The organism is Exiguobacterium sp. K1, from assembly GCF_033721435.1.
Classification (GTDB): domain Bacteria; phylum Bacillota; class Bacilli; order Exiguobacteriales; family Exiguobacteriaceae; genus Exiguobacterium_A; species Exiguobacterium_A artemiae.
Genome location: NZ_JAOTIT010000001.1, coordinates 660,719 through 687,557 on the forward strand (window position 1 = coordinate 660,719; position 26,839 = coordinate 687,557).

A 26,839-nucleotide genomic window follows, 5' to 3' on the forward strand; every position below is an offset into this window, starting at 1 on the left:
GATTTTTTTACAATTGTTGTAGTATAAAAGAAGATCATCGAAAAAGGAGGAAGACGATGAGGTCACGTGCCGCGGTACTACTGCTTGGAACGATACACTTCGACCGACCGGATAACGGAGACTTACTTCATTTGCGAGGCGTGTCGATGCTGACGCCGGACCGGCAAAAACAAATTGAGGACGCATTAAATGTCTTGTCCGACTTTCGTCCGACGAAGATCATGCTTGAAAGCCCTTCTGAACATCAACAGGACTTGACGCGTGAGTACGCGGCGTATCGCGCCGGAAAATTGACGTTGACCGCCGACGAACGGCATCAACTTGGTTTTCGTCTCGCCTCTCAAAATGGTCTCGATGATATTCAAGCAGTTGATTGGAACCAGTTGATTGACGGGATACCATCGCTCGACCAGCTGAGAAGGGAAAAACCGGAACAATTTGACGAAATCATTGCAAGGGAGACCACACGGATGCAACAGATGGAACAGGAGTTTACTGAACTACCGTTGCTTTCCTTTTTACAGAAAATCAATACTGACGGACGTGTGCAGGAGATGCACCAAACTTATTTAAAACTTGCTCGTCTTGGTGAGTCCGGAATGGAGTGGGTCTCGCGATATTGGTATTATCGCAATCTGATGATCTTTAAGAACATCCTTGCGGGTGTTACAGAACCAGATGAACGGGTTATGGTCATCTATGGTCTTGCACACGTTCACTTGCTGCAACAGCTGTTGACGGAGAGTGGCGAGGTCATGCTTTTGACGCTTGACGATATTATGATATAAGGAGCGATACATATGTTATTTCATTATCATCTTTGGACACCGTTCGTGGAGGAAACAGAACGGTTTTATCAACAGCTTGGTTTTCAGGTGACACAACGGATTGGGAAATACGCGGGGGAGTTCACTTCGTTTGATCCTCCGCTCGATTGGGACGATTTTCGTGAGCAACAGATTTTGTTTCGGATCATCGAGATGAAACGAGGAGCCATCAATCTTACGTTTGGTTACGGGAAAAAAGTGATGTTTGACCATATCGGCTTCCTTGTAACGGAAGCCGAGCGACTGCAGGTACTCGGCCGGGCGGAAGGTCTGGGACTGACGATTCAGGCGAACGAACGTCGGACGTTCATCGGAACGCCGTTTGGTTTCCGTATTGAATTGCAGACCCATCCGGATGCCGTCGAGTCAGAAACAGGGGACCGGCTCCTGCAGCTTGGAATCGCGACACCGACACCGGGTCTTGAGCCGTTGCTGTCTCAATTACTGGCTCGACCGGTTCCGGAAATTACGTCGGTTGTAGCGGAACGGATGCATGCCAGACAGGTTGTATTTTCCGGAATACCTGCGCTGCCGGTGCAAGATCCGAACGGTCTCGAGGTCCGGACGGTGAGTCCGCCTGCATTAATCGACGGACGGATAGAGGACCAGCACCTTTAAAGGCGGCGCGTCTGTCCGCAAACGGTCGAAACATTCGACTAAGTCACGGGCTGAGACCGTTTTTTCAAACAACTGTTCGAGATGTGGAACATGTGGTGCCGTCTTGAAAAACCAGGCGGCATGTTCCTGGTAATCCCATCCGTCACTCGAACCGACGAGCCGCAATTCTTTCTCGTAAAAGGCCGGCGTCAACGATAAGGTTTCATGATTCCCGTCTGAAAGAATACAGAGCTGTCCGTGGGGAACAAGCTTTTCCTGTAATAAGGCGAAAGCGTCCTGTCGTGCAGAACACCCCAATGCGTGTGTAAACGACTCATCCGAATCTGAGTATGAAGCATGCGCCCCGAGTGACAGTGCAAGCGATGAGCGGACGGGATCAGGGTCAAAGACGACGATCCGGTCGACATGATAGAAGTGCCGCAGATAGAAAACGGCCAGCAGTCCGATGACACCCATTCCGGTCTCTAAAACCGAGTCCGTCGGTTTAGGGACCAGTTTCCGGACGCCTTTCGCAGCGTCGCACGATAAGATGTTCAGCAAGGCGAGTTTGGCGGACACACCGTTCGGAACAGGAATGGCTTTGGCTTCGTCGACGAGTGCGATATCCTGATGACCGTAAAAGGCAAGTAGACGGTCGCCGACTTGAAACCGGGTGACCTGATTTCCGACGGCAATGACAGTGGCGTAGCTTTCGTAGCCAGTCTCCTTCGGATAGACGGGAGCCGGATCGGTCGGATCGTCGCCCCGGACTTGCGGCAGTTCAGCCCCAATGCTGATTGCACCGGCAATTGTCCGGACAAGCAGTTCGTGTGCTTGGACCGGAGGAAGATGATGTCTCGTCCAGGTGACAGACCGGGCTGCCGTGACCTGTAAGCGTTCTTGATGCATAAAAACCCCTCTTTTCTAAAAACATAAAACTTCTTTCTATAGTATAAGGTAAAAAATCCCTTATCAAAATAAAAATATGACAATTTTGTAAGGTGGAAACTGTTCGGACAGTGTCAGTTTACGAACAAGTCTGTGTTATTCTGAAAAAAAGACAGAAACAGAAAAAGGACGTGACCCCCATCGAACGAATCGAAATGTCAATTCATCGCGGATTAGTGGAGTTAAAAAATTTGGATAAACGGATTCAAAAAGCACAGGCGAAAGCGTTTATCGGTGTGCAGAACGGCAGTCAGGCGCCGGCGGGATATCCTTCAGTCGCGACGTTTGCGGAAGAAGCGAAAGCCAACCTGCAGTCGATTCGCGATTTGATCGAGCGGCGGAACCGGATTAAGTCTGCCATCACGGCATCGAATGCTGTAACGGTCGTCCGTATTAACGGCCGTGAGATGACCGTTGCGGAGGCGATTGACCGGCGGGATGCCGGGCTTGTCTATGAACGGCAACTGTTGCAGACATTACGGGAGCAACTCCTGCAAGTCGAACAGACCATCGAGACAGAGCGGCAAGATATCGTACGGCGGGCAGACAGCCACATCGAGGCAACGTACGGTTCCCGGGAAAAAGGGAATGCGGACGAGATGGAAAAATCACGTCGACTGTTCATCGAGCGCCTGGAGCCGAAGTTGATTGATCCGTCGAACTTGCGCCAGGTCATCGCTGAAATGGATGAGACGATCGATACCTTTGAAACGGAAGTGGACTTTACATTGTCGGAAAGCAATACCGTAACGAAAATTTTTGCGTAAGAATCATACCCCTGTTAGTCTGATATTCCTGCGACCAAACACGCCTGTTTTGTGCGATAACAAAACAATCCGTGCTTCGGCACCTCACATCGGTTCCACTGAGAACCGGAAGTGAAAGTTCAATGTTCACAGCTCAAGGAACAACGAACAAAGGTGAACGCTCAGAGCATGAAAGCTAAACCATCAACGAGCAAAGAGTGATCAAATCCACGATTAAACGGGATAAGAGAGGGCTTGTTTGTTGCCTCTGGGAGTACCGCGTGGCTGGGCTGACAGGGAACCTACATATAAAAACGTTAACCGGAAAGGATGGAGAGATATGCTGAATCTGTATTTGACTTTGCTTGACATGCCGAGCCTCACGCTTGCAGCACTTGTCATCGGCCTTGTTTTAACCGTGAAGTACGGACGGCTGTTCGTCCGTCGGGATATTCCGGGATCCAGTAAACGAATAGCAGCTGTTCTGTATACGGGCTGTCTGTTCGGTTTGGGCAGTATCGTCCTGTTGTATACGTGACGCATGAACCTTTTTTGATCGGAGTCATCCGTCTCAAAGAAGGTTTTTTTTAGTTGCGGCACGAAAGGATGTATAAACAGATCTGCCAATTAAAGTGAAAAAAGGAGGAAGGGAAGATGGATGACTTATTAAAACGCCGAATCGGAGCGGGCGTCGTCGACGTACTGGTCCAGGGAATCGTTTCCGGTGTGCTGGAACAAACCGTGTTAAGGCGTATTAAGAACAAGGCGGTACATGCCCTGATTACGGAACCGGCCGTTAACTGTCTCATCGAGACGGTCCAGTTGTCGACGGGGAGCGGGCAAACCGTCGGACAACGCCTGTTTCGGATTCAAGTCGTCAGCGAGAACGGACAACCGCTTGCCGTAAAACAGATTGCGAAACGGATTGTGTACCGGGAAACGATTGCTCCGGTTAAAGCCTGGAAAAATCGGAAAGTATATCTGCGAGACGGATCGATCCTGCCGGAGGATGAATTTGCCGGAACCCGGGTCATCCGGAAAATCAACTAGGTTTGCGGGTGGACCCGTAAAACAAATCAAACGGAGGAGGATGACAGATGCACAGTCTGCTGTCCTCCTCTTGCTGTGAAATCAATACGTCGTGCTAAACGAATAAGTCGTCTCGTGAAAGTAGGGAATTGGACCGTTGATGAGAGATGACAGAAGGAAATCGGTTGAATCAAAACAAATACCGGAGAAGGACGTGTCGGTATGATGCGCTGCTGCAGACAACACAAAGCCGGATTGGGAAGTTTCGATTGTCATCCAGCGCCCGCTTACGGCTTCATGAACAGAGATGACCGGTTGTTCATGAAATAAAAAATAGGTATCGGCAGGAGGCCTTGAAATCATCTTGTCTAAAAAGAAATGGTGCAGACGACGCCCTAACCGAAAATCAAAGGGGGTCCCTTTCGTCTGTTGCAAGCACGGATTCATCGACAACGCCGGTACGGGGTGGATGAAACAAGAACTGGCAAACTTTAAATCATGTTGTGTAATACTAGCTTTTAAATTACCGCTTAGGTTAAAGAAAATCGGAAGCGCCAAAGAGAGGCGAAGGGGCTGGTTGGTCGTCGCTGCATAACGGAGAATCAATTGATTGTTGTTAGTCAGCACATAAAGCATGTCGATTGCGATCACCTGTCCATTGACAGCGATTTCCGCCGACAGACGAAGTCCGGATTCTTGTGTTGTCGAAAACGGTTCAGCTGTGAATGAAAGCTGATGTAATGACAGATCGATTTCGTGAACGGAACCGGATGACGTATCATACAACCGGCCGGATAAACCGCGAGGAATCGTAGGAACCGTTACCAAAGAACAGTCAAACATAATATCTTCCGGATGCCCATTCCGGTCAGGCACGATCAAACGTTCAATGCTTCCTCCTTTGCTTGAAATCTCGACTTCCATTCCCCGATCATTTTTCACACAATATCGTGTCGACCGGTCTTGTTGTAGATTCATCCGGACCTGCAATTTCTTTCCTCCTCTTTTCGTATGAAATAAAACGCTTTTTAACGGTATAATACAAATACAACTATTAACCATTCAATGAGTAAAATTATTTCCTCTCATTTTACCATATGTTAAAATTTAAAAAATTAAAATTTACTAAATTGTTTTACTTAAAATAATTCAAAAAGAGGCGGATGTATGATGGCGACGATCAAAGATATTGCAAAAGAAGTGGGCTGTTCGATTTCGACGGTATCCCGCGTATTGAATAACGACCCGACGTTATCAGTGGGTGACGAGACAAGATCCCGGATTTTTGAAGTGGCGGAAGAAATCGGATACCGGAAAAAAACATTAAAAACACTCGTGAAGAACATCGCGTTTTTATATTGGCTGACCGATAACGAAGAGCTCGAAGACGTCTATTTTCAAACGATGCGGGTGGAAATCGAAAAAAAAGCACGGGAAAATAACATCGAATTGACGACCTACAAACTCGAAGGCGGGATTGAAAAAATCCCGCTGGATATTGATGGATTCATTGCTGTCGGTTCATTCATGAACCGTGAGTTGGAGTATTTGAGAGAATTGACACCACATGGCGTATTCATCGACTCGACACCTGATCCCGCACATTACGATTCGGTTCGTCCGGATCTTGCACAAATCACCCGTCAGGCAGTTGAAGTGCTAGTGGAGCAAGGTCATGAAAAGATTGGGTTTATCGGCGGCACGTACCATAATCTTGATACGGATGCGGAAGAGATGGATGGACGGGAGCGGGCGTTTCGGCAAACGATGGAGGAACGTGACTTGTTACGGGAAGACTTCATCTTTTGCCGGCGGGGATTTTCGGTCGACAATGGGTATTACTTAATGAATCAGGCGGTCGAACAACTCGGGGAAGAGTTGCCGACAGCGTTTTATGTAGCGGCGGATCCGATTGCAGTCGGTTGTTTGCAAGTCTTGAACGAGCAACAGATCGAGATTCCGAAACGGGTCAGTCTGATCAGTGTCAATGATACAAGTATTTCGAAATACGTGTCGCCGCCGCTGACTACGTTCCATATTGACCTCGAAGAGATTTGTCAAAATGCGATTCAACTTTTACTGGAACGTGTATTACAGAAACGAAATATCGTCAAAACGGTCTATATCGGTGCAGAATTAATCACTCGTAAAAGTACTTTGTAAATAAATTTAGTAAAATTTTTTACTAAATTTATTTACAAAGTTTTCTTGTGGTGCTATATTTTGATTATTAAAGCGCTTTCAAAAAGTGTTTTAATCTTTTCATAATATGATCCACAGGAGGAAAAAGAAGATGAAAAAAACCATTACATATATGACTGTCCTGAGTAGTCTGGCATTGACAGCCTCGCTCGCGGCGTGTGGTCCCGGGGAAGAAGCGCAGGGAAACAAGGAACAATCATCAAATAAAGAAGCGAAGCTAATCGTCTGGGAAGACATTGAAAAAGGCGAAGGAATCAAAGACATCGTTTCAAAATTCGAACAGGACAACGATGTCGACGTACAGGTCATCGAAAAACCGTACGCTAAGCAAATCGAGGATTTACGATTAGATGGTCCGGCTGGCACAGGTCCTGATTTGTTGACGATGCCGGGGGATCAGATTGGCACAGCGGTAACGGAAGGAATCATCAAAGAGATGAATGTCCCGGAAGAGGTCCAGTCGATTTATACCGATGTCGCCCTTGATTCGCAAAAAGTGAACGGAAAACTCTACGGTGTCCCAAAAGCGGTGGAAACGACGGTTTTATACTACAACAAAAAACTGGTCTCAGAAGACAAGCTACCGAAAACACTGGAAGAGTGGTACGCCTTATCGAAAAAAACGACAACCGGGCAATCGTTCGGATTCCTCGCTTTATTTGATCAAATCTATTATGCCCAAAGTGTCTTAAGTGGATATGGCGGTTATATTTTCAAACAAGATAATCAAGGAAAATACCAGACAAAAGAAGTCGGCCTTGCGAATACCGGAGCCATCGAAGGTGCGTCCTATATTCAAAAGTTCTATCAGGAAAAATTATTCCCGGCAGGTATCATCGGGGAGCAGGGCATCAACGTTTTGGAATCCTTGTTTACGGAAGGGAAGGCAGCCGCCATCATCTCCGGTCCCTGGAATGTCGAACCCTTTACGAAAGCAGGCATTGATTTCGGCATTACGAAACTGCCGGAACTGGAAAACGGAAAAAACATGAGTTCCTTCATCGGTGTCAAAAGTTATAATGTCAGCGCTTACTCCAAACAGTCGGAAATGGCGAACAAGCTAGCGCTTTACCTGACGAATGCGGAAAACTCGAAAAAGCGTTTTGAAATCACAAAAGAAGTCCCGGCCGTCAGTGCGTTGGCAGAAGATCCTGCCGTCACAAAAAGTCCAGCCGCACAGGCAGTCGCCGAACAATCGAAATTTTCCGAGTTGACACCGAACATCCCTGAAATGAATGAAGTCTGGAAGCCGGTCGATGCCGCCCTTCAAACGATTGCGACCGGAAAAGCTGAACCGGCAGCCGCGATGAAGCAGGCCGTCAAAACGATCGACGGGCAAATCGAAGCGAAACACGGAGCGAAGTAAGAACGCTTCATATGATACGACCAGACAGTCAGAGATTCTAGTAAAGAGGTGAAGGACGTGCAGCACCGGAAAATTGGATTGATGTTATCGATCATTCCAGGACTTGGCCAATTGTATCACCGGCAATGGATGAAAGGCGGACTCCTGCTTATAGTCAGCATTGCTTTTTGGATTACGTTCGCCGACTTGCTCAATATGGGATTATGGGGAATCGTGACGCTAGGAACGGAAGTCCCGCGCGACAACTCGATTTTTCTGTTGGCGCAAGGCATCATTGCCATCATCGTCTTGTTGTTTGGGACAGGAGTCTATGTGTTTAATTTACGCGATGCCTACCGCAATGGACAAAAGCGGGATCAAGGGATGCGGCCGGATTCGCTGTTATCGGATTATCGGAATTTGATCAATCAGGGATATCCCTATCTGGTCAGTGGTCCGTCCCTGTTTCTGTTGATTTTTGCCGTAATTTTTCCGATCTTATTCAGCTTCGCCTTGGCATTCACAAATTATGATTTATATCATTCCCCGCCTGCGAAACTGGCGGATTGGGTCGGATTTTCTACCTTTGCTCAAATTTTCACAGTTGATATTTGGCGATCGACGTTCTTTGATGTCTTGTCTTGGACTGTAATCTGGACCTTGGTCGCCTCGACGTTACAAGTGTCGCTCGGTATCATGATGGCAGTCCTCGTCAACCAAAAAGAGGTCCGGTTCAAACGGGTCATTCGGACGATTTTTGTCCTGCCGTGGGCGGTTCCGGGATTTGTGACGATTCTTGTTTTTGCCGGTCTCTTTAATGACAGTTTTGGGGCCGTCAACATGGATCTGCTGTCTCTGTTGGGAATCGATCCGGTTCCATGGCTGACCGATGAAAAATGGACACGGGTCGCGCTCGTCTTCATGCAGGGATGGCTTGGATTCCCGTATGTCTTTTTAGTGACGACGGGTGTGTTGCAATCGATTCCGGAAGATTTATATGAAGCGGCAACGATTGACGGTGCCTCGATGTTTGCAAAGTTCCGGCACATCACGATGCCGATGGTGCTGATTGCGATGTCGCCGATCATCATCACCCAGTTCACCTTTAACTTCAATAACTTTAATATCATTTATCTCTTTAACGGCGGCGGACCGTCCGTGCCGGGTTCAAATGCCGGCGGAACGGACATCCTCGTCTCCTGGATTTATAAATTGACGATGCAGTCCGGTCAATATGCGTTAGCGGCCGCGTTGACAATCTTACTGTCGATTTTTGTCATCGGGATTGCCTTATGGCAGTTCAGACGAACAAATGCATTTAAGGAAGGAGCGTGATCAAGATGGTGACACGGAACAAAACGCGGACGGTTCGCCTGACGCTGACCTATTTGATTCTGCTGTTCGTTGCGACTTGTATCATCTATCCGCTCCTGTGGACGATTGGGGCGAGTTTTAATCCGGGCAACAGTTTAGTCAGCACATCAATCATCCCGAAAAATCCGACACTGGATCATTACCGGGAATTGTTTGCCGGAAAAGAAAGTCTGCAATACAGTCACTGGTATATGAATTCGTTAAAAATCAGTCTCTTTACGATGCTCGGGACGATCGTCAGCGTTTCCTTTACGGCCTATGCCTTTTCGCGCTTCCGTTTTAAAGGACGTCAGCAGGCCTTAACGTTGTTTTTGCTGTTACAGATGATTCCGCAGTTTTCCGCCTTGATTGCCCTGTTCGTCCTGGCCCAGATGCTTGGCATGATGAACAGTCACTGGCTGCTGATTCTGTTGTATATCGGCGGTCAGATTCCGATGAACACCTATTTGATGAAAGGATATATGGATTCGATTCCGGTCGATCTCGATGAAAGTGCCAAACTCGACGGCGCCGGTCATACACGGATTTTCATCCAAATTATTTTACCGCTCTGTCGGCCGATGCTTGCCGTGGTCGCGATGAACGGATTTACGGGCCCGCTCGGGGACTTCGTGCTCGCTTCGACGATTTTACGGACGCAGGAAGCGTATACGTTACCGATCGGTCTGTTTAATCTCGTCAACGAAGCGATGGGTGCAAGTTATACGACGTTTGCTGCCGGGGCGATTTTAATCAGCATCCCGGTTGCCGTTCTGTTTGTCCTGCTGCAAAAACATTTTGTGTCCGGGCTAACGGCAGGGGGAACAAAAGGGTAAGAGAGATAGAGAAACGAAATAGAGGATTAAGGGAGAGGCTTAAAAAATGAGGCAAACGATTTATACGACAAAAGCGAGACATCTGTTGCACGGCGGGGACTATAATCCGGATCAATGGCTCGACGTACCGGACGTCTTACAGGAAGATTTACGGTTAATGCGTCTTGCGCATACGAATACGTATTCCATCGGCATCTTTGCCTGGAGTGCGCTCGAACCGACCGAAAATCAGTTCACGTTCGACTGGCTTGACCGGATTATTGACGATATTCACGCAAACGGCGGACAGGTAATTTTGGCGACACCAAGCGGGGCACGTCCGGCCTGGCTGTCGCAAACGTATCCGCAAGTGTTACGTGTCGACGAGCACCGTATCAGACAGTTGCACGGCGGGCGTCATAATCACTGTCTGACGTCTCCGGTCTACCGTGAAAAAACACAACGAATCAACCGCTTATTGGCCGAACGGTACGGGAATCATCCGGCACTGCTGATGTGGCATGTTTCGAACGAATACGGTGGCGAGTGCCATTGTCCGCTTTGTCAGGCAGCCTTTCGCGACTGGCTGAAAGTGAAGTATGAGACGCTCGATGCACTGAATGCTTCCTGGTGGAGTGCCTTTTGGAGTCATACGTTTGACGACTGGTCGCAAATCGAGTCGCCATCACCGATCGGCGAAAGCATGGTCCACGGTCTGAATCTCGACTGGAAACGGTTTGTGACCGATCAGACGATTTCGTTTTTTGAGCAGGAAAGCGTCCCCTTACGCGAATTGACGCCGGCACTTCCGATTACGACCAATTTCATGGCGGATACCGAAGACCTGATTCCGTTTCAGGCCCTTGACTATAGTCGATTCGCGAAGAATGTCGATGTCGTCAGTTGGGATGCTTATCCGACCTGGCACAATGACTGGGAAACAACAGCTAATTTAGCGATGAAGGTCGGATTCATCAATGACTTGTTCCGGAGTTTGAAGCAGCAACCGTTCCTCCTGATGGAATCGACGCCGAGTGCTGTCAACTGGCATCCCGTCAACAAAGCGAAACGTCCGGGCATGCACCTGTTGTCCTCGTTGCAAATGATTGCCCACGGTTCCGACAGCGTGCTGTACTTCCAGTGGCGGAAATCCCGCGGCTCGTCAGAAAAGTTTCACGGGGCGGTCGTCGACCATGACCGGTCGGAAGAGAATCGGGTCTTTCAGGAAGTCGCCCACGTCGGACAGACGCTGGAGCAACTCGACGCCGTCGTCGGTACGACGCGTCCCGCAGAGGTCGGGATTCTTTACGACTGGGAAAATAACTGGGCATTAAATGATGCGCAAGGGTTCGCAAACGACACGAAACAGTATCCGCAAACGCTGCAGGAACATTATCGTTTCTTTTACGAACAGGATATTCCGGTCGATGTCATCACAAAAGAACAGCCATTTGATGCTTACAAACTGTTAGTTGTGCCGATGTTGTATTTGGTCAGTCGGACGACGCTGCGGCAGTTGCAACAATTCGTCGAACAGGGCGGTACGGTAGTTGCGACGTACATGACGGGTCTGGTCGATGAACATGATTTGGCGTATGCCGGATGGCCGGAAGAACTGCAGACAATCTTTGGTCTGAGACCGGCGGAAACAGATACGCTGTACCCAAGCGATCGAAATCACGTGATGTTTAACGGGAAACAGTATGAACTGCAGGATTATGCGACGGTTATCGAGGTTGAGCACGCGGAAATCGTCGGCCGCTATACGGACGACTTTTATCGACAGATGCCGGCCGTGACGAAACATCAGCTGGGACAAGGCGAAGCCTGGTATATCGGCGGACGACTGGAAGCCGCCTTCCAGCATGACCTGTATACCTTGCTGACGGATCGTTTACGAATCGAGGCGCCGCTCGCGACATCGCACAGCACGGAAGTATCCATTCAAGTACGGCGCGGTCAGGAGACGGATTACGGATTCATCATGAATTTTTCCGAAACCGAGCAATCCATCGAACTGTTGGAGCCGTTGCTGGAATCGGCGACACAAACAGCACTCAGCGGTCGGCTGACGCTGAAGCCGTATGAAGTCAAGATCGTTGAACGGAAGAAAACATGAATGCAATACAAAACGGCTTTTTAGACAGAGATATGTTCTGTCCGAAAAGCCGTTTTTTGGATGTGTTCGTTAAAAAGTCGTTTTCTCTTGTGGAAAGCTCATCCATTCGAGCAATGTTTTAGCCGGACGCGACAGAATCGCTTGTTTTTTCCAAATTAAGTAGGTGTTGGAAGTGAGCGCCGGCGCAAGCGGAACGAAAATGAGTTCACTTCCACTTGTGTTAATGATGCGGTCGAGACACACGGCATGACCGATTTCTTCCTTGACGAGGAGCGAAGCATTAAACAGCAGGTTGTAGGTTCCGACGATATGGACCGTGTCCCAGTCCAAACCGGTTTGTTCGGCAAACGTCCGGTTTCCTTGGAGTTGTTCCGAAACGATTAACGGAAGGTCCCGCAAGTCGTCTGCCGTTACCGTCGCCTTTTGACTGAGCGGATGATCGCGCCGTGTCAAGATACCCCATTGATCAGGCTGATTCAATTTCAGATAATGATAGGCGTTGACGTCAAACGGTTCAATGACCAGTCCGAAATCCAGAATTCCTTTATCGAGCTTATCCAGAATATCCTGACCGTTCCCGCTGTGAATCCGAATCGTGACGTCCGGGTGCTGTGATTGCATTTGTTTGAATGACCGGATGACGGGCAATAGACTTTCCGTTTCACCGCCGCCGATATAAAGTTCGCCACGCAACGTTTCCTCGGTCAAGAGATTGGTGACGATTTTATCGGCCAGCGTCACAAGTTCACGCGCCCGTTCCGCCAAATAGTACCCGCTTTCCGTCAGGATGATGCCCCCCGGAGTCCGGTCGAACAACGGACTGGCCAATTCGTCTTCTAACCGTTGGATTTGACGGGACAGAGCAGGCTGTGAAATCCGAAGAATCCGTGCTGCCCGAGTAATGTTTTTTTCCTCGACGACTGCTAAAAAGTATCTTAATTGTTGAATTTCCATGGGGTCCTCCTATGCGTTTTGGTTATGGTATATGATTTTATATTAGCATTAGACATGAAGGGTGAATACTCGTAACCTTGTAGACAAGCAACAACTAAGAGGAGGAATACACATGAACACACCACTAGATAAAGTCATTGTCATCATGGGCGCGTCAAGCGGAATCGGCGAAGCGACCGCACGACTGCTCGCGTCACGTGGAGCCAAATTAATGCTTGCGGCCCGTCGGGTTGAGCGTTTACAAAGCATTCAGGAAGCATATCCTGAGGCGAACATTCAGATTAAACAGGCGGACGTCACGGAGTTCAATCAAGTCGAAGCCGTCGTCGAGGAAGCAAAAGCCGTCTACGGACGGATTGATGTTCTCTTCAACAATGCCGGCATCATGCCGACCGCTCCGCTTGCAGCCGGGCATCGGGAGGACTGGAAAAATATGCTCGATATCAATGTGATGGGCGTCTTGAACGGAATTGCCGCGACACTGCCGATCATGGAGCAGCAACAGTCCGGTCATATCATTGCGACGGATTCGGTCGCGGGACATGTCGTCTATCCGGAATCAGCCGTCTATTGCGGGACGAAGTTTGCCGTCCGGGCGATCATGGAAGGATTACGTCAGGAGCAACGTGAAAATAATGTTAAATCGACGATCATCTCACCGGGAGCCGTCCAGACAGAGCTGTATACGACGATCAGAGATCAAGCAACAGGCGAGTCGCTCCGTCAAGCGCAACAAGAGTGGGGATTGACGAGCGAAGATGTCGCCGAGGCCGTCCTGTATGCCATTGATACGCCGGACCGCGTTTCGATCAGCAACTTAATCATCCGTCCGACCCAACAAGAAGTGTGATGCGCATGAAGCATTCATCGATCTACCAACAAATCGAAAATCGGCTGATCGAGCCACAAGATGCCGTGTTCGAGCAAATTCATGCCATCCAGCAGGACGGAGAACGATTGCTACACCGGTTAAACTGCCAGCTGTTGTCACCGGCAGAGTTTCGCGAGACGCTGAGCGAGCTGATCGGTCAGCCGGTTGATGAAAGTGTGGTCGTGTTACCTCCGCTCTATACGGATTTCGGGCACCATATCTCACTCGGGAAAAACGTCTTTATCAATCGTGGCGTCATGTTGACGGATCTCGGATCGATTCAGATTGATGATCACGTGCTGATTGGTCCGTTTGCCAAGCTGTTGACCGTCAATCATCCGGTCAGTCCGGCAAAGCGGCGGGGCTTATCCGTCAAACCGATTCACTTAAAACAAAATGCCTGGATTGGAGCGGGGGCGACGATTTTGCCGGGCGTGACCGTCGGGAAACACGCCATTGTCGCAGCCAATGCAACCGTGACGAAAGATGTCCCGGACAAGGCCATCGTTGCCGGCACTCCGGCACGGATCATCCGTTATATCGATGAATCGGAGGATTGATATGAAGCGTCGGGTCGGAGCCGCCATTGTTCTGCTCTCACTTGTACTGGTAGGTTGCGGTCCAGCGGTTCCGGTTTCAACAGAAATCAAACAGGAGGTTGAGGAGAACGATACCATGAACATCAACATCAACGGTCAGGTCGCTTCGGTTCAGTTGGAAGACAATACGACAACAAAAGCAATCCTTGCGAACATGCCATTTACAATTCAGATGGACGATTTACACCAGAATGAGAAATACCATTATTTCGACAAGTCGTTTCCGACGCAGCCCCAACCGATTCAGACGATTGAAGCCGGAGACGTACTGCTGTATCAAAATAACTGTCTGGTAATCTTTTATCAAGCGGCTGAACCGGTTGTTCCGTATACACGGATTGGAAAAATCAGTCGTTTTCAGGATATCCGGGCGTCGTTCGGAAACAAGTCGGTTTCCGTCCAATGGTATGAAGGAGAGGGAGGAGAATGATGACAAAATCGAAGACAGCTGTAGAACATCCTTTTCAACGGGGAGAAAAAAATGAAGCATTTGCGGCTTACTTTATCGGTCAAAGTTACCTGAACCCGTTAGTCAATGATTCGACGCTCGACATTTCAGTCGGTCAGGTGACATTCGAACCGGGCTGTCGCAATCATTGGCATATCCACCGGGACGGATACCAAATCCTCCTCGTGACAGACGGAGAAGGATGGTATCAGGAAATGGGCACACCGGCCCGCCTGTTACGAAGCGGCGATACGGTCGTCACACACGACGGCGTCAAACATTGGCACGGAGCGACGTCAGACAGCTGGTTTTCGCATCTGACGATCACGGCCGGGACACCGGACTGGCTGGAACCGGTTGCGGAACAGGAATACGATGTGCTGAAGAAATGAATTAAAAACGAGATCTATCTTCAGTCCGTCATCCGGACCAGAGCGTAGATCTCGTTTTTGTTTGGAGTAAAAAAATTAAAACGAACTACCAAGTTTAAAGATGGAGTCACCAAGATGTTGCATCAGTTCGTTGGCCCGGCTTTCAATGTGTTCCGGCAACGTCGCTTGACTGAAATAGGCGAGATCGAGACTTTCCCCGTCCAGCATCACGAGTGTCCCCGTAACGTTTTTCGCATGATAGAGATGAATGACGCCATGCACTTCATCTCCGTTCGGATACTGGTAGTAAAAGCGGGGGCCGGAAAAGACGCCGATCAGTTCCAGTTCGCTTGTCTGTAGTCCGGTTTCTTCGTGTAGCTCGCGAATAGCGACTTCTTCCAGTGTCTCGCCGAGCTCCATTGACCCGCCTGGCAGTCCCCAGTCGAGCGTGTCGGACCGGTGTTGGAACAAGACTTCCTGTTGGTCATTGGTGACGAGAATTGTCGCGCCGACACTGATGATCGGACGGCTGCCGATTTTTTTGCGTAATTCTGAGATATATCCCATCTGATTGAACAACTCCTTTATGTGATGAAACTCTGTTTGTTTACCGACTGAAACCGCCCTCAGCATGGATGACCTGTCCGGTGATCCAGGCCGCGTCTTTACTAACGAGAAACGCAATCGTCCGCGCGGCGTCTTCCGGTGTCCCGATCCGGCCAAATGGAAACTGTGGTGTTAAATGCGTCCGAATCTCCTCTGTCATCCAGGTCGAGTCGGTTGGTCCGGGATTAAGTGCATTGACCGTGATGCCGAGTGGTGCGACGGCTGCTGCAAAGGAAGTCGTGAACGATGAGACGGCTCCTTTTGTTGCCGCATAGGCCAGTTCTTCGGGCATCGCGCCAAGATCCTGTCCGGACGTCAAATTGACGATCCGGCCGTCCTTCAAACCGGCTTCCGCGAAAGCCCGGGCAAACAAGGTAGATAATAAAAGCGTACTCCGGACATTGACGGCGTAATGGGCATCGAGTGCCGTCACGTCAAGTGTCGCGAAATCGGTGTGTGTCGAATGCGCGGCATTGTTAATGAGAACGGACGGTGCACCGATCGTCGCGACCGCATGCGCCAGAACACGTTCCGCGGCATCGGGTGCGGACAAATCAATTTCGAATGCTTCACTTGAAATACCGGCCGCCGACAGCTCAGCTTGAAACGTATGGATCCATTCGGAGTCCGCTTTCCAATATGTAAAACAGATGTTTAAACCTTGGGCAGCCAGTTTCCGGCAAATGGCTGTGCCGATATCCTGGGGATGGCTCGCACCGGTAATCAGGGCAAGCTGTCTTCGATCAGTCATAAGAGTGCCTCCAATCTAAAGATATGCGCTTTCATCGTACCGTTTCTGGAGGAAGGAAGTCTAGAGAAAGAGGGATTTTTTTACAAAAATCAACAGAATTATGCCTTGCTGGATGATATGATGAAAAAAGAGGTGTTTTCAGATGATCAAGCGGAAATACGGGGCCCGCACGGCGTGGAACCGGATCAGCGAACGGAATTACCAGGAGCTTTACCTCGAGACCGACGACTTCACTGGTCATGTGACACGTCTTGAGATGATCCGGGTGACGGATCCGTTGTTTGTCCAGTATACGGAACAAGCGCTCCAAATTGCCGGTGACGGTTACGTCTGGATTCAACAGTTTCCTGCGGGCAAGCAGCACGTCATCACGACGATGTTTAATGATCAAGGGCAACTCGTGCAGACGTACATTGATATTTGCCTGCGACACGGACGTGATGCAACCGGTATCTTTTGGGACGATTTAATGCTCGATCTCGTATTATTGCCGTCCGGAGAATATTTTGTGCTGGATGCGGAGGAGCTGGAAACGGCTTTGACGGCCGGCGAGATTACACGGGAGGATTACGACCGGTCGTGGCAGGAAATCAACCGGTTGCAACAACAAATCCGGACAGCGGGGTTTGTTCCCAGTCCACTTGCCTGTGCCCATGCGGACCTGTTCAGGCAGATGAACAAGTCCCGTTGAAAAAATCAACGGGACTTTGCGAGACGGTTAAACCATCTTGTTGCGGTTATTGTAGACGACAAATACGACGATACTGATGACAGCTAAGGCAACCACGATGAGGACCATGGGGATTCATCTCCTTTTTCCCGCCGAAAAAATAGCAACTGCTGTTACTGGTCTTTACCCGTAATTCAAAAAAACGAATAAAGGATACCAAAAAAGAAGTTATCAAACGGTGACGAAATGAGGCATTATCATCAAGGAGGAAATGATTGTGAAACAGGCTTACATTTTTGATATGGACGGCACGTTATTTCAAACAGACCGGATTCTTGGTCATGCGCTGGAGGATGTGTTTGCTTTCCTGCGTGAACAGGGCCGGTGGACAACAGAGACGCCGCTCGCCGAATATCGGGCGATCATGGGCGTACCGTTGCCGGAAGTCTGGCGGACGTTGTTGCCGGCACATACAGAGGCGGACCGGGCGCAAGCTGATCAAATCTTTCAAGACGCATTGATCCGCCATATTGAACAGGGGCATGGTGCCCTGTATCCGGGGGCGGAAGAAGTACTGGCTGCATTACAGGCAAGCGGACATGCTGTTTATATCGCGAGTAACGGCTGGAAAGGATATCTAGCGGCTATCGTGCGGCAGTATGCGCTGGAGCGTTGGCTCGACGGTGTCTACAGCATCGAAGACGTGGCCTCGTCGCAAAAAAGTGATCTGGTGGCGCATATCTTGGCGCATCACCGGTTAAAAGAAACGGTTGTCGTCGGGGACCGGATTTCCGATTTTCAGGCGGCCAAAGTCAACGGGTTACCGGCCATCGGTTGTCGGTTCTATTTCTCAAACGAAGCCGAACTGGCGCAGGCCGATGCCGTCATTGACGACTTACAGGAACTGCTTCAACTGGATGTTAACGCCGTAACACGGTGACCGAACACACCAAAACCGGTGTCCCTCAACACGTGAAGGGACGGCCGGTTTTGGTGTGTCCGATTAATTTTTTCGGAACAGGGCCGTCCACAGGCCGGACAGTCCGAAGACGGAATCGGTCGGAGCAGCCTCCTGCATCAAGCGGATGTCGAGTACCTCAAACGTGTCGAAAATCGACCGCAGTTTCTCTTCCGTAAAGCCGAGACCGCCGTTTAGACTCCGCTGGCGGTAAACCTCCCAGTCCGTTATGTCGGAGCCGCCGTACTGTCCGCCTTCGACGAAGCAGGTCAGGGCAAAACAGCCGCCTGGCCGGAGGGCATCCGAGACGACGCGGATATAGTCATTTCGGCGGTGCGGAGCGATATGATGAAAGCAGCCGGAGTCATAAACAAAGTCGTAGGCGCCCTGTTCAAACGAAAGGTCAAACAGGTTTGCTTGACGGAATGAAACGTCGAGTTGCCGCTCCCGTGCCCGGTCATTGGCCCAGTCGACCGAGGTTTTCGCGAGATCGACCGCGTCGACCTGACTGCCGTGTTCCGCAAGATACAAGGCATTGCGGCCGGGACCGCTTCCCAGTTCGAGCACCCGGTTCACCGGGATCTCCAGTTGTTCGACGTAGCGGACCAGGTTCTCGTCCGGTTTGTCGACGAAAAAGGGGATCCGTTTCGTTCGGTCGGCATAAAAGCCGTCCCAAAAAGCGGTCGGTTCCCGGAGTAAAGCGTCAAGCATCTGCAACAGGTCGTCGTGTGTCCGAATCGTTTCGTTCATCATCAGTCCTCGTTTCTTCCTGGCAGGTTCCGCAGGCGGACCGCCGTCATGAGTGTTTCTTTTAAGTGTTCCGCCCGTTTTTCCGTAAAGGTCGTCCAAAACGTCTCACCGATCGTTGCGAGTTCGTCCGGCGAATAGACACCGGGTTCAAAGCTTCCCCAACAACCATCCGTCGTCAGCTGGTCCCAAAAGACATAATCGGCGACCGGATAATAGGGCAGCGGAACGTCGCCGCCCATCGGTTGCAGGTCAACGAGCTCCGGGCAAAGCCACATCGCGGTCGCGACGGACAACAGACCGCCGTGCCGTTCGTTTAATCCGGCGAGTCCCGCAGCACTCAAAGCTTCCTCGAAGGCCCGGTAGCGGTGCGTCGTGATGACGACGAGCTCCGGATATTTAAAGTTAATCTGTTTGACGAACGCCGACTCCCAGTAGGCACCGCCGTGTCCGTTGCAGAGAACGAATCGAGTAAATCCTTGGCGGTGCAGATTGACGATGATTTCTTCGAGCATCAGCGCGATCGCCGTCGGACTGACGGTGACGGTCCCGATTCGATCGGCATGTTCTTCGGAGGTGTTAAACGGCAGCGTCGGTAAGACATAGGCGTTTAACCGTTCACCGAAGACAGCGGCCTGGTGCTCGGCAATCAATGTATCAAGATGCATCGGCAGATACGGTCCGAACTGTTCCGTTGCCCCGACCGAGAGAATCGCGGTGACAGTCTGACTGTCTTGAATAACCTTCGTACTGTTTTTGTAGCTGAGCATTAATTGATTCTCCTTTATTCAAATACTTGGCGTAATTCGATTTGTCCTTCGCCGTGACCTTGCGGATCCGGCATACGTCTGGCCCAGGCCACTGCTTCCTCTTTTGACGCCACGTCAATCAAGATGAATCCTGCCAATTGATCCGCCGGAGGTTCAGACGGTCCGGATGTGACGTCCGGCTCCTCGTCGGGACGGCGAAACGAAATCCGGAGAGCTTCTCGCGTCGGATGCAGTCCTTTCGCCATAATCCGGACACCCGCTTCGACCAGGTCCCGGTTAAAGGCGGCCATCGCTTCTTGGAGGGATGGATTGGGAAAAAGACCGGCTTCAGAGCGGCTTGACGCTTTAACGAGCAATAGGAATAACATGGATCAACCTCCTTGCAAAATGTGACCGGTGGGGATGAAAAACGTCTACTGTATGTTATTCGACAAATCGGTTGTAATCCCTGTTTTTTAACTAAAAAATGGATGTTAAAATTCTTTTTATGGAAGAAGAAAGGAAAAAAAGTTACCGCGTCAGATCTACTTCGATTAGTATAAAGTCAGAAGACAGAAGATCAAGTTTTCTCAGGAAAGGAGCTCGGAAATGGTCTATTTTATCGGCATGTTTGCGGTCGGTGTGGTTGCCCTGACGGCGCGGGGACTGTATTTTGACATATTTCGCTGGACGGAGTGGGGGAGTGTATTCGCATTTCTCCCGGCTGCCCTGTTGCTCTTTTCGATTGAGCGGCGGCAGCAAAAACAAGATACAGCGTTTGCCGGAAACGGAGCCGGCTACACGTCGCGACTCAGTGACCGGCAATCGACGGGAATCAAACAGATCTACCGGGCGGAGACGGTCGTCGGTTCCTACCGCCGGACGTTTAAACAAGTCTGGCACCGCTGGTTTGTCGCTTTTCCGAAAGTCGAGAATTTTTTTCTGAATCTCGATTTTAATCTATCGCAACGTGAACTCCGGTTCGAGGAAAAAGCGGGGCAACGGTTGTGGAGCAATCAGACGGAGTGGACAATCGAAGAGAGCGGCGAAACCGTCGGTGACATTCGAACTGAAAATACGGTCCGGCATGCCGTCGAATTCACTGAAGTATTAAGGATGACGTACCGTGGCGAGACGTATCAGATCCGGTCGCCCCGGTTATCCCGACGGATTGAAGTGAGACGTGACAAGAAAACGATTGCGACAAGTCACCGGAAACGGTACCTGCTGACGTTTGATGTTCCGGATCTTGAGACACAGGCGTTGTTGCTTGCCGGCATGATTTTTTTTCGGTTGCATTTTCGCGAGTGAAGCTGGACATTGTACATGACTTGGTAAAGGTAGAGAAATCGGATATCCTAGACAGGTAACCCAATCAAAAAACAGAAAGCAGGCGATGTTCGATGAGTAATCCACTGAGCCAACTCGCATGGACCTTTGTTTCCGAGTGTGACATCCCGCAAGACGTAACAGGATTGTTGATTCACGGGGAAGACGCGTTGTCCGCCTATAAGACGATCCGCGACGTCGCGATTTTTACGACACACCGGCTGATCGTTCGCGACGCACAAGGATTGACGGGCAAGAAGGTCGAAGTCTATTCGATTCCCTACAAATCCATCAATATGTATTCAACGGAAAACGCCGGCGGCATGTTTGACATCAATTCGGAAGTCCAACTGTTTACGCGGGCCGGAACGATCAAAATCAATCTCAACAAAAAGGTCGATGTCCGTAAAATTGACTTGCTGATTGCGAACGCGATTCTGTGAACTACTCACCACTTATTTGCTTCGCAAATTGAAGGGGGAGCTTCTTGGGAAGACCGTACTTTTAAGAGCTACGATTATTTGCCAAGCTCATCGGGTGGTTCCCACCCTGAAGGGTTTTCAGTCTGCTAACAGCAACAAGTTGATACTTGCATTGATATCTCGATCATGATGCGCACCGCAAGTACACATCCACTCGCGTACATCGATTGTTTTCTTCTCGCCTTTTACTCCACAAGAAGAACAGATTTGGGTCGAGGCGTACCATTGATCCGCCTTGATAAGTGTTCGTCCGTAGAATGCGCATTTGTATTCTAACTGTCGGACGAACCCATACCAACTGACATCTCCAATCGATTTGGCGATCTTATGGTTCTTCATCATGTTCTTCGATTTAAGTGTCTCGACGACGATGACTTGGTTATCGTCAACCATCCGTTTCGACAGCTTATGAAGAAAATCTTGACGTTGATGTGCAATCTTTTCATGCTTCTTGGCGAGGATGATCCTCGCCTTCTCTCGGTTCTTACTCCCGATCTTCTTGCGGGACAAGGCGCGTTGCGCCTTCTTTATCTTCTCTTCGGACTTTCGAAGAAAACGAGGATTGTCAACTTTCTCAGAAACACGCTCATCATTTGTCATGATGGCGAAGTGCTCCAAACCAAGGTCGATTCCTACTTTATTTTGGGCCGGAACCCATTGCGCTTCGGCTTGATCGACAAGGATGGAGATGAAGAATTTCCGCGTCTTCGTCATCGAGACCGTCGCGGACTTGATCACACCATCAAACGGACGATGTTGTTTCAACTTCACAAAACCGATTTTAGGAAGTTTCACCTTACGATCTTCGATGCGGATGCTTCCCTTCAGATTGTTTGTTGTGTAAGAGGCTCGGTCGTTGTGCTTCGATTTGAATTTCGGAAACCCGACAGACTGATCTCGAAAAAAGTTTTGATACGCCTGGTTTAAGTCCATCTGAGCGTTCGCAAGAGAAAGACTGTCGACTTCTTTGAGGAAAGGGAATTCGGGCTTGTACTTCGCCGGGGTTGGGAGCTTCTGCTTCGCGTCAGGATTGAGCTTCGAATCTTCATACAATTGGATCCGCTCTTCGAGCATCTTATTGTAGACGAAACGGACACAACCGAACGTCTTCACGAAATATTCTTGTTGTGGTTTCGTCGGATAGAGTCGAAACTTGTACGCCTTCAGCAAAGCAATCACTCCTTTCCTTGTTTTTCGATATAGTGTCTGATGACGTCGCTTGTCGCACCTCCGGTCGTCACTAGACAGTAACTTCGAGACCAAAACATTTCTTTCCATAGTTGTTTCTTGACATGTGGAAAGTCTCGTTTGATCAGTCGACTGCTTGCGCTCTTGTAAGCGTTCAGAAACTTTGACATCTCCGTGTTCGGGTGTGCTTTGAAGAGCACATGGATATGATCGCCGTCATGATTCCACTCGTTCAGCGTGATGTGATACGACGCGCCGATTCGTTCGAACGTCTGTCTCGCGAACTCCGAGATGGCGTCATCGATCACTTTGCGTCTGTATTTCACTACTAGGACAAGGTGATAATTCAGAAGGAAGACTGAATGTTTATTTGTGTCCATTTTCATTGATATATCAGTCCTTTTGGTTAGTCACACTGATTTTATCAAACGATTGCAGTCTTGCCAAGAGGGGCGATTCATCTCCCACCTACGCTCGACTTCGCCCCGGTACGCTTAGAGGTGGGAGAATTCTCGCTAAATTTAGTTAAAAAGGGGGACTGGACGATGAAACGAGGAATTCCAAAAACGGCGGTGCTGGTTGTCTTGACGTTACTTGCAAGCCTCTGTCGAGCAAAACGAGTCCGTTAATTTTATTTCAATTCTCGTAATCTATGTATAAAATGATTTCATACAGGAACGAACAATTCTACTCCTTCCAAACCGTCAGCTGTCATAACAGGTAAAAAAAGAAACATGTTCAAAAAAACGGATCCTTCAAGGACCCGTTCCGCAACTGACGCTATACTGTTGTGCTGTTTTTTTGCTGTAACAGATCGTCGGGGTCATCCCGGTTTCACTGTCATAGTCGTACCACATGACATCATACATCCGGCCGTATTCCGGATCGGCCATTCGTTTGTCGAGGATGGCGGTGTAACTTTGGTACGGATGACCCGCTTCATACAGATAATGCCGGATGGCACCGCTCTCGGTCTCATTCGAAAAGACGACCGGCGACAACGGCGGTAAGACGATCAGCAGGAGAAGAATCAGCAGACCGGACCACAGTCCGATTTTAGTGAATCGTTTCATGGAAACATCGCTCCATTTCGCTTAGAATATTACCTTATATGCACAATAATAACCGCCAATCCCAGGGATTGACGGTTATTTTAAATCAGCCGGTTTTCCGCATCGACTCGAACAATCGTCCTTTATACACGTCGGCGACCGCGTTCAAAAACGTTTCCGAGAACCGTTTAGGGAAATACGATTTTGCATAAAAGTACTGGTACGCCCGTTTTAAGTCATCCCACTGCGTACACGGATCTGTCTGCCGGAACCGGGCAACATCGATGATCCGCGTCCCGGTCGGCGTTAACAGAATGTTGCGCAGGTGGATATCGGACGGATTCAATCCGACCGAGCGGGCTTCCGTAAGCGCCCGGTCAACGGTCTCGATGACGTCGTCCGTAATGACCGTACCGCTGATCAAACATTCGAACAATGTTTGTCCTTCGATGTATTCAATGATGAGGTAATCCGGACCATAGGCATACTGTTTGGCGAATGTCGGAAAAGGGTTCAATTGTTCGTAAATCGATCCTTCAACGGATGCAAGATGCCGGTGCGACGGGAAAAACTTTTTGATGACCCGGTCGGTTCCGGTGATGCGAAATACAAAGGCGCTGCGGCCTGTTCCAATCCACTCCAGTTCGTCCGGATGGGACGTTACTGTATATCCTTCCGGAGTCTCCGTCAGCCGGATGGCACAAGCCAGTTCGGAATCTGTCTTCACACATGCCACTTCCTTTCTCTTCTTTTATATTATACGACGGTTTCCTGCGGATGGTTTCATAAAACGGCTCCTGTGTGAAAGTTTTGAACATTTTGTGATATGCTGAAATCGTAAGGCAACTACTTAGCTCAAGGGGGCATTTTGATGACTACTTTACAACAATGGCGTGACCATTTTGAAGCGCTTCGTGCATACGATGAAGCTGTCGCGTTACTTTACTGGGACATGCGGACATACATGCCGGAACAATCGGCCGACAACCGTTCGAAATCAATCGGATTCCTGTCGACGGAAAGTTTCCGCCGCCGGACGGGGACAGCGTATCAGACGTTACTCGAAGCGATGGGCCAAGAGACGTTGACAGGCGTCGAAGCGGTCTCATACGCGAAAGCGAAACAAGCATATGACCGCGACTCGAAGATTCCGGAAGCGGAATACCAGACGTTCATCACCTTGATTTCAGAAGCGGAAAGTGTTTGGGAAAAGGCGAAAGATGCGGATGATTGGGACTTGTTTGCACCTTACCTTGAAAAAATCGTCGCCATGGAACGGAAGTTCGTCGAATACTGGGGGTACGACACTCATCCGTACGATGCATTGCTGCATGACTATGAACCGGGCATGACCGTTGCGGAACTCGATCCGTTATTCGCTGAACTGCGCCAGGCGATCATCACGCTCCTGCAACAGCTTGACGGGAAAACGTTCCCGACGCTTGATTGGTCGGCCGACCGCGAGACTCAGATCCGATTGAATCATGAATGGCTGCAGGATATCGGCTATGACTTTACGGCCGGACGACTCGATGAGACCGTCCATCCGTTCCAGACGACGATTAACCGGAAGGATGCCCGGGTGACGACGAAATATGACGAATCCGACTACCGTAATTCCGTTTTCGGAACGATGCATGAAGCGGGACATGCGACGTATGAACAAGGCATTGATCCGAATCTTGATACACTCGGACTCGGTGAAGGGGCTTCGATGGGGATTCACGAATCACAATCGCTGTTCTTTGAAAACTTCATCGGCCGCAACCAAGGGTTCCTGTCCGCCCGTTATGCCGGTCTGCAACGGGCGATTCCTTCATTGACGGATGTACCGTTTGAGACGTTTTATGCGGCTGTCAACGAAGTCAAACCGTCGCTGATCCGAATTGAAGCGGACGAACTGACGTATGCCCTGCATATCATCATCCGTTACGAGCTGGAAAAACGCTTGATTACGGGCAAACTCGAAGTCAAAGACCTGCCGGCGGAATGGAACCGTCTTTACAAGGAATATCTTGGGGTCGATGTTCCGACGAACGCAAAAGGTGTTCTGCAGGATGTCCACTGGTCCGGCGGATCGTTCGGTTATTTCCCAAGTTATGCGCTCGGACTCGTCTACAGTGCTCAGCTGAACGAAGCGTTGCGCCGTGACGTTGCGGATGTCGATCAACTGATTGCCGACGGGACATTGGCACCAATCAAGGAATGGCTGAACGTCAACATCCATCAGCACGGAAAAGCGAAGACCCCGGCGGAATTGATTCAAGCGGCGACCGGACAATCGATTTCCGTTCAACCGTTGATCGACTACCTGACGGCGAAATATACGCGGGTCGTCGAAGCATTATGATGAAGTGGTTCGCTCATCGCGGAGCGAGTGATCGGTTTCCGGAAAATACGCTCGAAGCGATTGAAGCGGCGATTCCGTATGTCGACGGCATTGAATTTGATGTTCATTTTTCGCGCGACGGTGTCGGCGTCATCATTCATGACGAGACGGTGAACCGGACGACGGACGGAACGGGGCGGGTCGTTGATTTGACGCTGGCTGAATTGAAGCGGCTGAATGCGGGAGCGCGGTTCAAAGGGAACGGCGGACCGATCCAGACGACGATTCCGACGCTTGACGAAGTCCTCGAATTACTTACGCCGACCGATCTTTTACTCAATATCGAGCTGAAGACAGATACGATCCGGTATCCCGGCATCGAAGCGTACACCCTTGAACGGTGCCGGGCACACGGCATTGCCGGTGAACGGCTGATTCTCAGCTCGTTTAATCACTATTCGGTCGCGACCGTCCGTGATCTTGATCCGTCGATCGAAACCGCGATTCTGTATCCGTACCCGTTGTATCATCCGGAGCAACAAGCGATTCTGCTCGGAGCCAAGGCGATCCATCCGGATTACCGCCGGGTGACGCGAGAAGATGTCATCCTTGCCCATCAAGCCGGGATTGAAGTCCGGGTCTACACACCGAAATCAGCTGCGGATGTAGGACGGATGATCGAGCTCGGAATCGATGCCGTCATCGTCAACGATCCACAAGCATTCCAGAAAAGTCTATCCATCCCATAAGGAGG

General features: G+C 49.8%; 32 protein-coding genes. 20 read left to right on the forward strand and 12 right to left on the reverse strand.

Annotation, left to right across the window (positions count from 1 at the left end; translation table 11 throughout):
• The first annotated feature begins 56 nt into the window (after positions 1-56).
• Positions 57-788 carry a DUF5694 domain-containing protein gene (locus N7U64_RS03275; RefSeq protein WP_290826462.1) on the forward strand — a complete coding sequence of 244 codons (732 nt, stop codon included), beginning with the start codon at positions 57-59 and terminating at the stop codon, positions 786-788.
• Positions 789-800: 12 nt separating this feature from the next.
• Positions 801-1,445, forward strand: coding sequence for a hypothetical protein (locus tag N7U64_RS03280; RefSeq protein WP_318928492.1), 645 nt, complete (start codon positions 801-803; stop codon positions 1,443-1,445).
• Here N7U64_RS03280 and N7U64_RS03285 read toward each other — a convergent pair.
• A complete protein-coding gene (locus tag N7U64_RS03285) occupies positions 1,410-2,333 on the reverse strand; it encodes a zinc-binding alcohol dehydrogenase (protein ID WP_318928493.1) in 924 nt (307 codons plus the stop codon). The two genes, N7U64_RS03280 and N7U64_RS03285, sit on opposite strands and share 36 nt — an antisense overlap.
• A gap of 230 nt (positions 2,334-2,563) precedes the next feature.
• On the opposite strand from N7U64_RS03285, the gene N7U64_RS03290 reads away from it, so the two are divergent.
• From N7U64_RS03290 to N7U64_RS03300, 3 genes are all read left to right on the forward strand, one after another.
• Positions 2,564-3,139, forward strand: coding sequence for a hypothetical protein (locus N7U64_RS03290; RefSeq protein ID WP_318928494.1), 576 nt, complete (start codon positions 2,564-2,566; stop codon positions 3,137-3,139).
• Between the two features lie 319 nt (positions 3,140-3,458).
• Complete coding sequence (locus N7U64_RS03295; protein ID WP_318928495.1) at positions 3,459-3,656, forward strand: hypothetical protein; 198 nt, start codon at positions 3,459-3,461, stop codon at positions 3,654-3,656.
• A gap of 116 nt (positions 3,657-3,772) precedes the next feature.
• On the forward strand, positions 3,773-4,168 hold the full coding sequence (locus N7U64_RS03300) for an RDD family protein (protein ID WP_318928496.1): 396 nt from the start codon (positions 3,773-3,775) through the stop codon (positions 4,166-4,168).
• 81 nt (positions 4,169-4,249) lie between these two features.
• Here N7U64_RS03300 and N7U64_RS03305 read toward each other — a convergent pair whose 3' ends face one another.
• The gene (locus tag N7U64_RS03305) at positions 4,250-5,137 is read right to left on the reverse strand and encodes a hypothetical protein (RefSeq protein WP_214849124.1); all 888 of its coding nucleotides are present in this window, start codon (positions 5,135-5,137) and stop codon (positions 4,250-4,252) included.
• Positions 5,138-5,317: 180 nt separating this feature from the next.
• Here N7U64_RS03305 and N7U64_RS03310 point away from each other — a divergent pair, with 180 nt between their 5' ends.
• The 5 genes from N7U64_RS03310 (at position 5,318) to N7U64_RS03330 (ending at position 11,981) form a co-directional block, all read left to right on the forward strand.
• On the forward strand, positions 5,318-6,310 hold the full coding sequence (locus N7U64_RS03310; RefSeq protein ID WP_214849416.1) for a LacI family DNA-binding transcriptional regulator: 993 nt from the start codon (positions 5,318-5,320) through the stop codon (positions 6,308-6,310).
• Between the two features lie 130 nt (positions 6,311-6,440).
• Positions 6,441-7,715, forward strand: coding sequence for an extracellular solute-binding protein (locus tag N7U64_RS03315; RefSeq protein WP_214849126.1), 1,275 nt, complete (start codon positions 6,441-6,443; stop codon positions 7,713-7,715).
• A 57-nt stretch (positions 7,716-7,772) separates the two neighbouring features.
• Positions 7,773-9,029, forward strand: coding sequence for a sugar ABC transporter permease (locus N7U64_RS03320; RefSeq protein WP_318928497.1), 1,257 nt, complete (start codon positions 7,773-7,775; stop codon positions 9,027-9,029).
• A gap of 5 nt (positions 9,030-9,034) precedes the next feature.
• Positions 9,035-9,883 carry a sugar ABC transporter permease gene (locus N7U64_RS03325; RefSeq protein WP_012370531.1) on the forward strand — a complete coding sequence of 283 codons (849 nt, stop codon included), beginning with the start codon at positions 9,035-9,037 and terminating at the stop codon, positions 9,881-9,883.
• Between the two features lie 46 nt (positions 9,884-9,929).
• On the forward strand, positions 9,930-11,981 hold the full coding sequence (locus N7U64_RS03330) for a beta-galactosidase (protein WP_318928498.1): 2,052 nt from the start codon (positions 9,930-9,932) through the stop codon (positions 11,979-11,981).
• A gap of 69 nt (positions 11,982-12,050) precedes the next feature.
• On the opposite strand, the gene N7U64_RS03335 is transcribed toward N7U64_RS03330, so the two are convergent.
• The gene (locus tag N7U64_RS03335) at positions 12,051-12,935 is read right to left on the reverse strand and encodes a LysR family transcriptional regulator (protein ID WP_318928499.1); all 885 of its coding nucleotides are present in this window, start codon (positions 12,933-12,935) and stop codon (positions 12,051-12,053) included.
• Positions 12,936-13,047: 112 nt separating this feature from the next.
• Between N7U64_RS03335 and N7U64_RS03340 the strand changes: the two genes are divergently transcribed.
• Genes N7U64_RS03340 through N7U64_RS03355 form a run of 4 tightly spaced genes read left to right on the forward strand, consistent with a single transcriptional unit; the run spans position 13,048 to position 15,245 of the window.
• On the forward strand, positions 13,048-13,785 hold the full coding sequence (locus N7U64_RS03340) for an SDR family oxidoreductase (RefSeq protein WP_318928500.1): 738 nt from the start codon (positions 13,048-13,050) through the stop codon (positions 13,783-13,785).
• Between the two features lie 5 nt (positions 13,786-13,790).
• Entirely contained in the window at positions 13,791-14,366 is a 576-nt protein-coding gene (locus tag N7U64_RS03345) for a DapH/DapD/GlmU-related protein (protein ID WP_318928501.1), read from the forward strand.
• 1 nt (position 14,367) lies between these two features.
• Complete coding sequence (locus N7U64_RS03350) at positions 14,368-14,835, forward strand: cyclophilin-like fold protein (protein WP_318928502.1); 468 nt, start codon at positions 14,368-14,370, stop codon at positions 14,833-14,835.
• A complete protein-coding gene (locus N7U64_RS03355) occupies positions 14,835-15,245 on the forward strand; it encodes a cupin domain-containing protein (RefSeq protein ID WP_318928503.1) in 411 nt (136 codons plus the stop codon). The genes N7U64_RS03350 and N7U64_RS03355 overlap by 1 nt, the downstream gene beginning before the upstream one ends.
• Before the next feature lie 75 nt (positions 15,246-15,320).
• Here the strand turns inward: N7U64_RS03355 and N7U64_RS03360 are convergent, their stop codons facing one another.
• On the reverse strand, positions 15,321-15,791 hold the full coding sequence (locus N7U64_RS03360; RefSeq protein WP_318928504.1) for an NUDIX hydrolase: 471 nt from the start codon (positions 15,789-15,791) through the stop codon (positions 15,321-15,323).
• Between the two features lie 40 nt (positions 15,792-15,831).
• Positions 15,832-16,581: an SDR family oxidoreductase gene (locus N7U64_RS03365; RefSeq protein ID WP_318928505.1), complete on the reverse strand. Its 750-nt coding sequence runs from the start codon at positions 16,579-16,581 to the stop codon at positions 15,832-15,834.
• Between the two features lie 142 nt (positions 16,582-16,723).
• Between N7U64_RS03365 and N7U64_RS03370 the strand changes: the two genes are divergently transcribed.
• On the forward strand, positions 16,724-17,272 hold the full coding sequence (locus tag N7U64_RS03370; RefSeq protein WP_318928506.1) for a DUF402 domain-containing protein: 549 nt from the start codon (positions 16,724-16,726) through the stop codon (positions 17,270-17,272).
• 256 nt (positions 17,273-17,528) lie between these two features.
• The gene (locus N7U64_RS03375) at positions 17,529-18,191 is read left to right on the forward strand and encodes an HAD family hydrolase (RefSeq protein WP_318928507.1); all 663 of its coding nucleotides are present in this window, start codon (positions 17,529-17,531) and stop codon (positions 18,189-18,191) included.
• A 63-nt stretch (positions 18,192-18,254) separates the two neighbouring features.
• Here N7U64_RS03375 and N7U64_RS03380 read toward each other — a convergent pair whose 3' ends face one another.
• The 3 genes from N7U64_RS03380 to N7U64_RS03390 are packed head-to-tail and all read right to left on the reverse strand — an operon-like array spanning position 18,255 to position 20,094.
• Positions 18,255-18,959: an SAM-dependent methyltransferase gene (locus N7U64_RS03380; RefSeq protein ID WP_290826499.1), complete on the reverse strand. Its 705-nt coding sequence runs from the start codon at positions 18,957-18,959 to the stop codon at positions 18,255-18,257.
• Between the two features lie 2 nt (positions 18,960-18,961).
• Positions 18,962-19,726 carry a creatininase family protein gene (locus tag N7U64_RS03385; RefSeq protein ID WP_318928508.1) on the reverse strand — a complete coding sequence of 255 codons (765 nt, stop codon included), beginning with the start codon at positions 19,724-19,726 and terminating at the stop codon, positions 18,962-18,964.
• Between the two features lie 14 nt (positions 19,727-19,740).
• Positions 19,741-20,094 carry a YciI family protein gene (locus N7U64_RS03390; RefSeq protein ID WP_318928509.1) on the reverse strand — a complete coding sequence of 118 codons (354 nt, stop codon included), beginning with the start codon at positions 20,092-20,094 and terminating at the stop codon, positions 19,741-19,743.
• A gap of 220 nt (positions 20,095-20,314) precedes the next feature.
• On the opposite strand from N7U64_RS03390, the gene N7U64_RS03395 reads away from it, so the two are divergent.
• On the forward strand, positions 20,315-21,016 hold the full coding sequence (locus tag N7U64_RS03395; protein WP_318928510.1) for a hypothetical protein: 702 nt from the start codon (positions 20,315-20,317) through the stop codon (positions 21,014-21,016).
• Positions 21,017-21,108: 92 nt separating this feature from the next.
• Positions 21,109-21,477: a PH domain-containing protein gene (locus N7U64_RS03400; RefSeq protein ID WP_318928511.1), complete on the forward strand. Its 369-nt coding sequence runs from the start codon at positions 21,109-21,111 to the stop codon at positions 21,475-21,477.
• 117 nt (positions 21,478-21,594) lie between these two features.
• Here the strand turns inward: N7U64_RS03400 and tnpB are convergent, their stop codons facing one another.
• From tnpB to N7U64_RS03420, 4 genes are all read right to left on the reverse strand, one after another.
• Positions 21,595-22,686 carry an IS200/IS605 family element RNA-guided endonuclease TnpB gene (gene tnpB / locus N7U64_RS03405; protein WP_318928512.1) on the reverse strand — a complete coding sequence of 364 codons (1,092 nt, stop codon included), beginning with the start codon at positions 22,684-22,686 and terminating at the stop codon, positions 21,595-21,597.
• 5 nt (positions 22,687-22,691) lie between these two features.
• Positions 22,692-23,090 (reverse strand): IS200/IS605 family transposase, encoded by a 399-nt coding sequence (tnpA, locus tag N7U64_RS03410; protein WP_012370514.1) that lies wholly within the window; start codon positions 23,088-23,090, stop codon positions 22,692-22,694.
• A 369-nt stretch (positions 23,091-23,459) separates the two neighbouring features.
• On the reverse strand, positions 23,460-23,777 hold the full coding sequence (locus N7U64_RS03415; protein ID WP_318928513.1) for a hypothetical protein: 318 nt from the start codon (positions 23,775-23,777) through the stop codon (positions 23,460-23,462).
• Positions 23,778-23,862: 85 nt separating this feature from the next.
• Positions 23,863-24,483, reverse strand: coding sequence for a serine/threonine protein kinase (locus N7U64_RS03420; RefSeq protein ID WP_318928514.1), 621 nt, complete (start codon positions 24,481-24,483; stop codon positions 23,863-23,865).
• A 144-nt stretch (positions 24,484-24,627) separates the two neighbouring features.
• Between N7U64_RS03420 and N7U64_RS03425 the strand changes: the two genes are divergently transcribed.
• Both N7U64_RS03425 and N7U64_RS03430 read left to right on the forward strand, forming a co-directional pair.
• Positions 24,628-26,106, forward strand: coding sequence for a carboxypeptidase M32 (locus N7U64_RS03425; RefSeq protein WP_318928515.1), 1,479 nt, complete (start codon positions 24,628-24,630; stop codon positions 26,104-26,106).
• Complete coding sequence (locus N7U64_RS03430; RefSeq protein WP_318928516.1) at positions 26,103-26,834, forward strand: glycerophosphodiester phosphodiesterase; 732 nt, start codon at positions 26,103-26,105, stop codon at positions 26,832-26,834. Before N7U64_RS03425 ends, N7U64_RS03430 begins: the two co-directional genes overlap by 4 nt.
• Positions 26,835-26,839 lie beyond the last annotated feature (5 nt).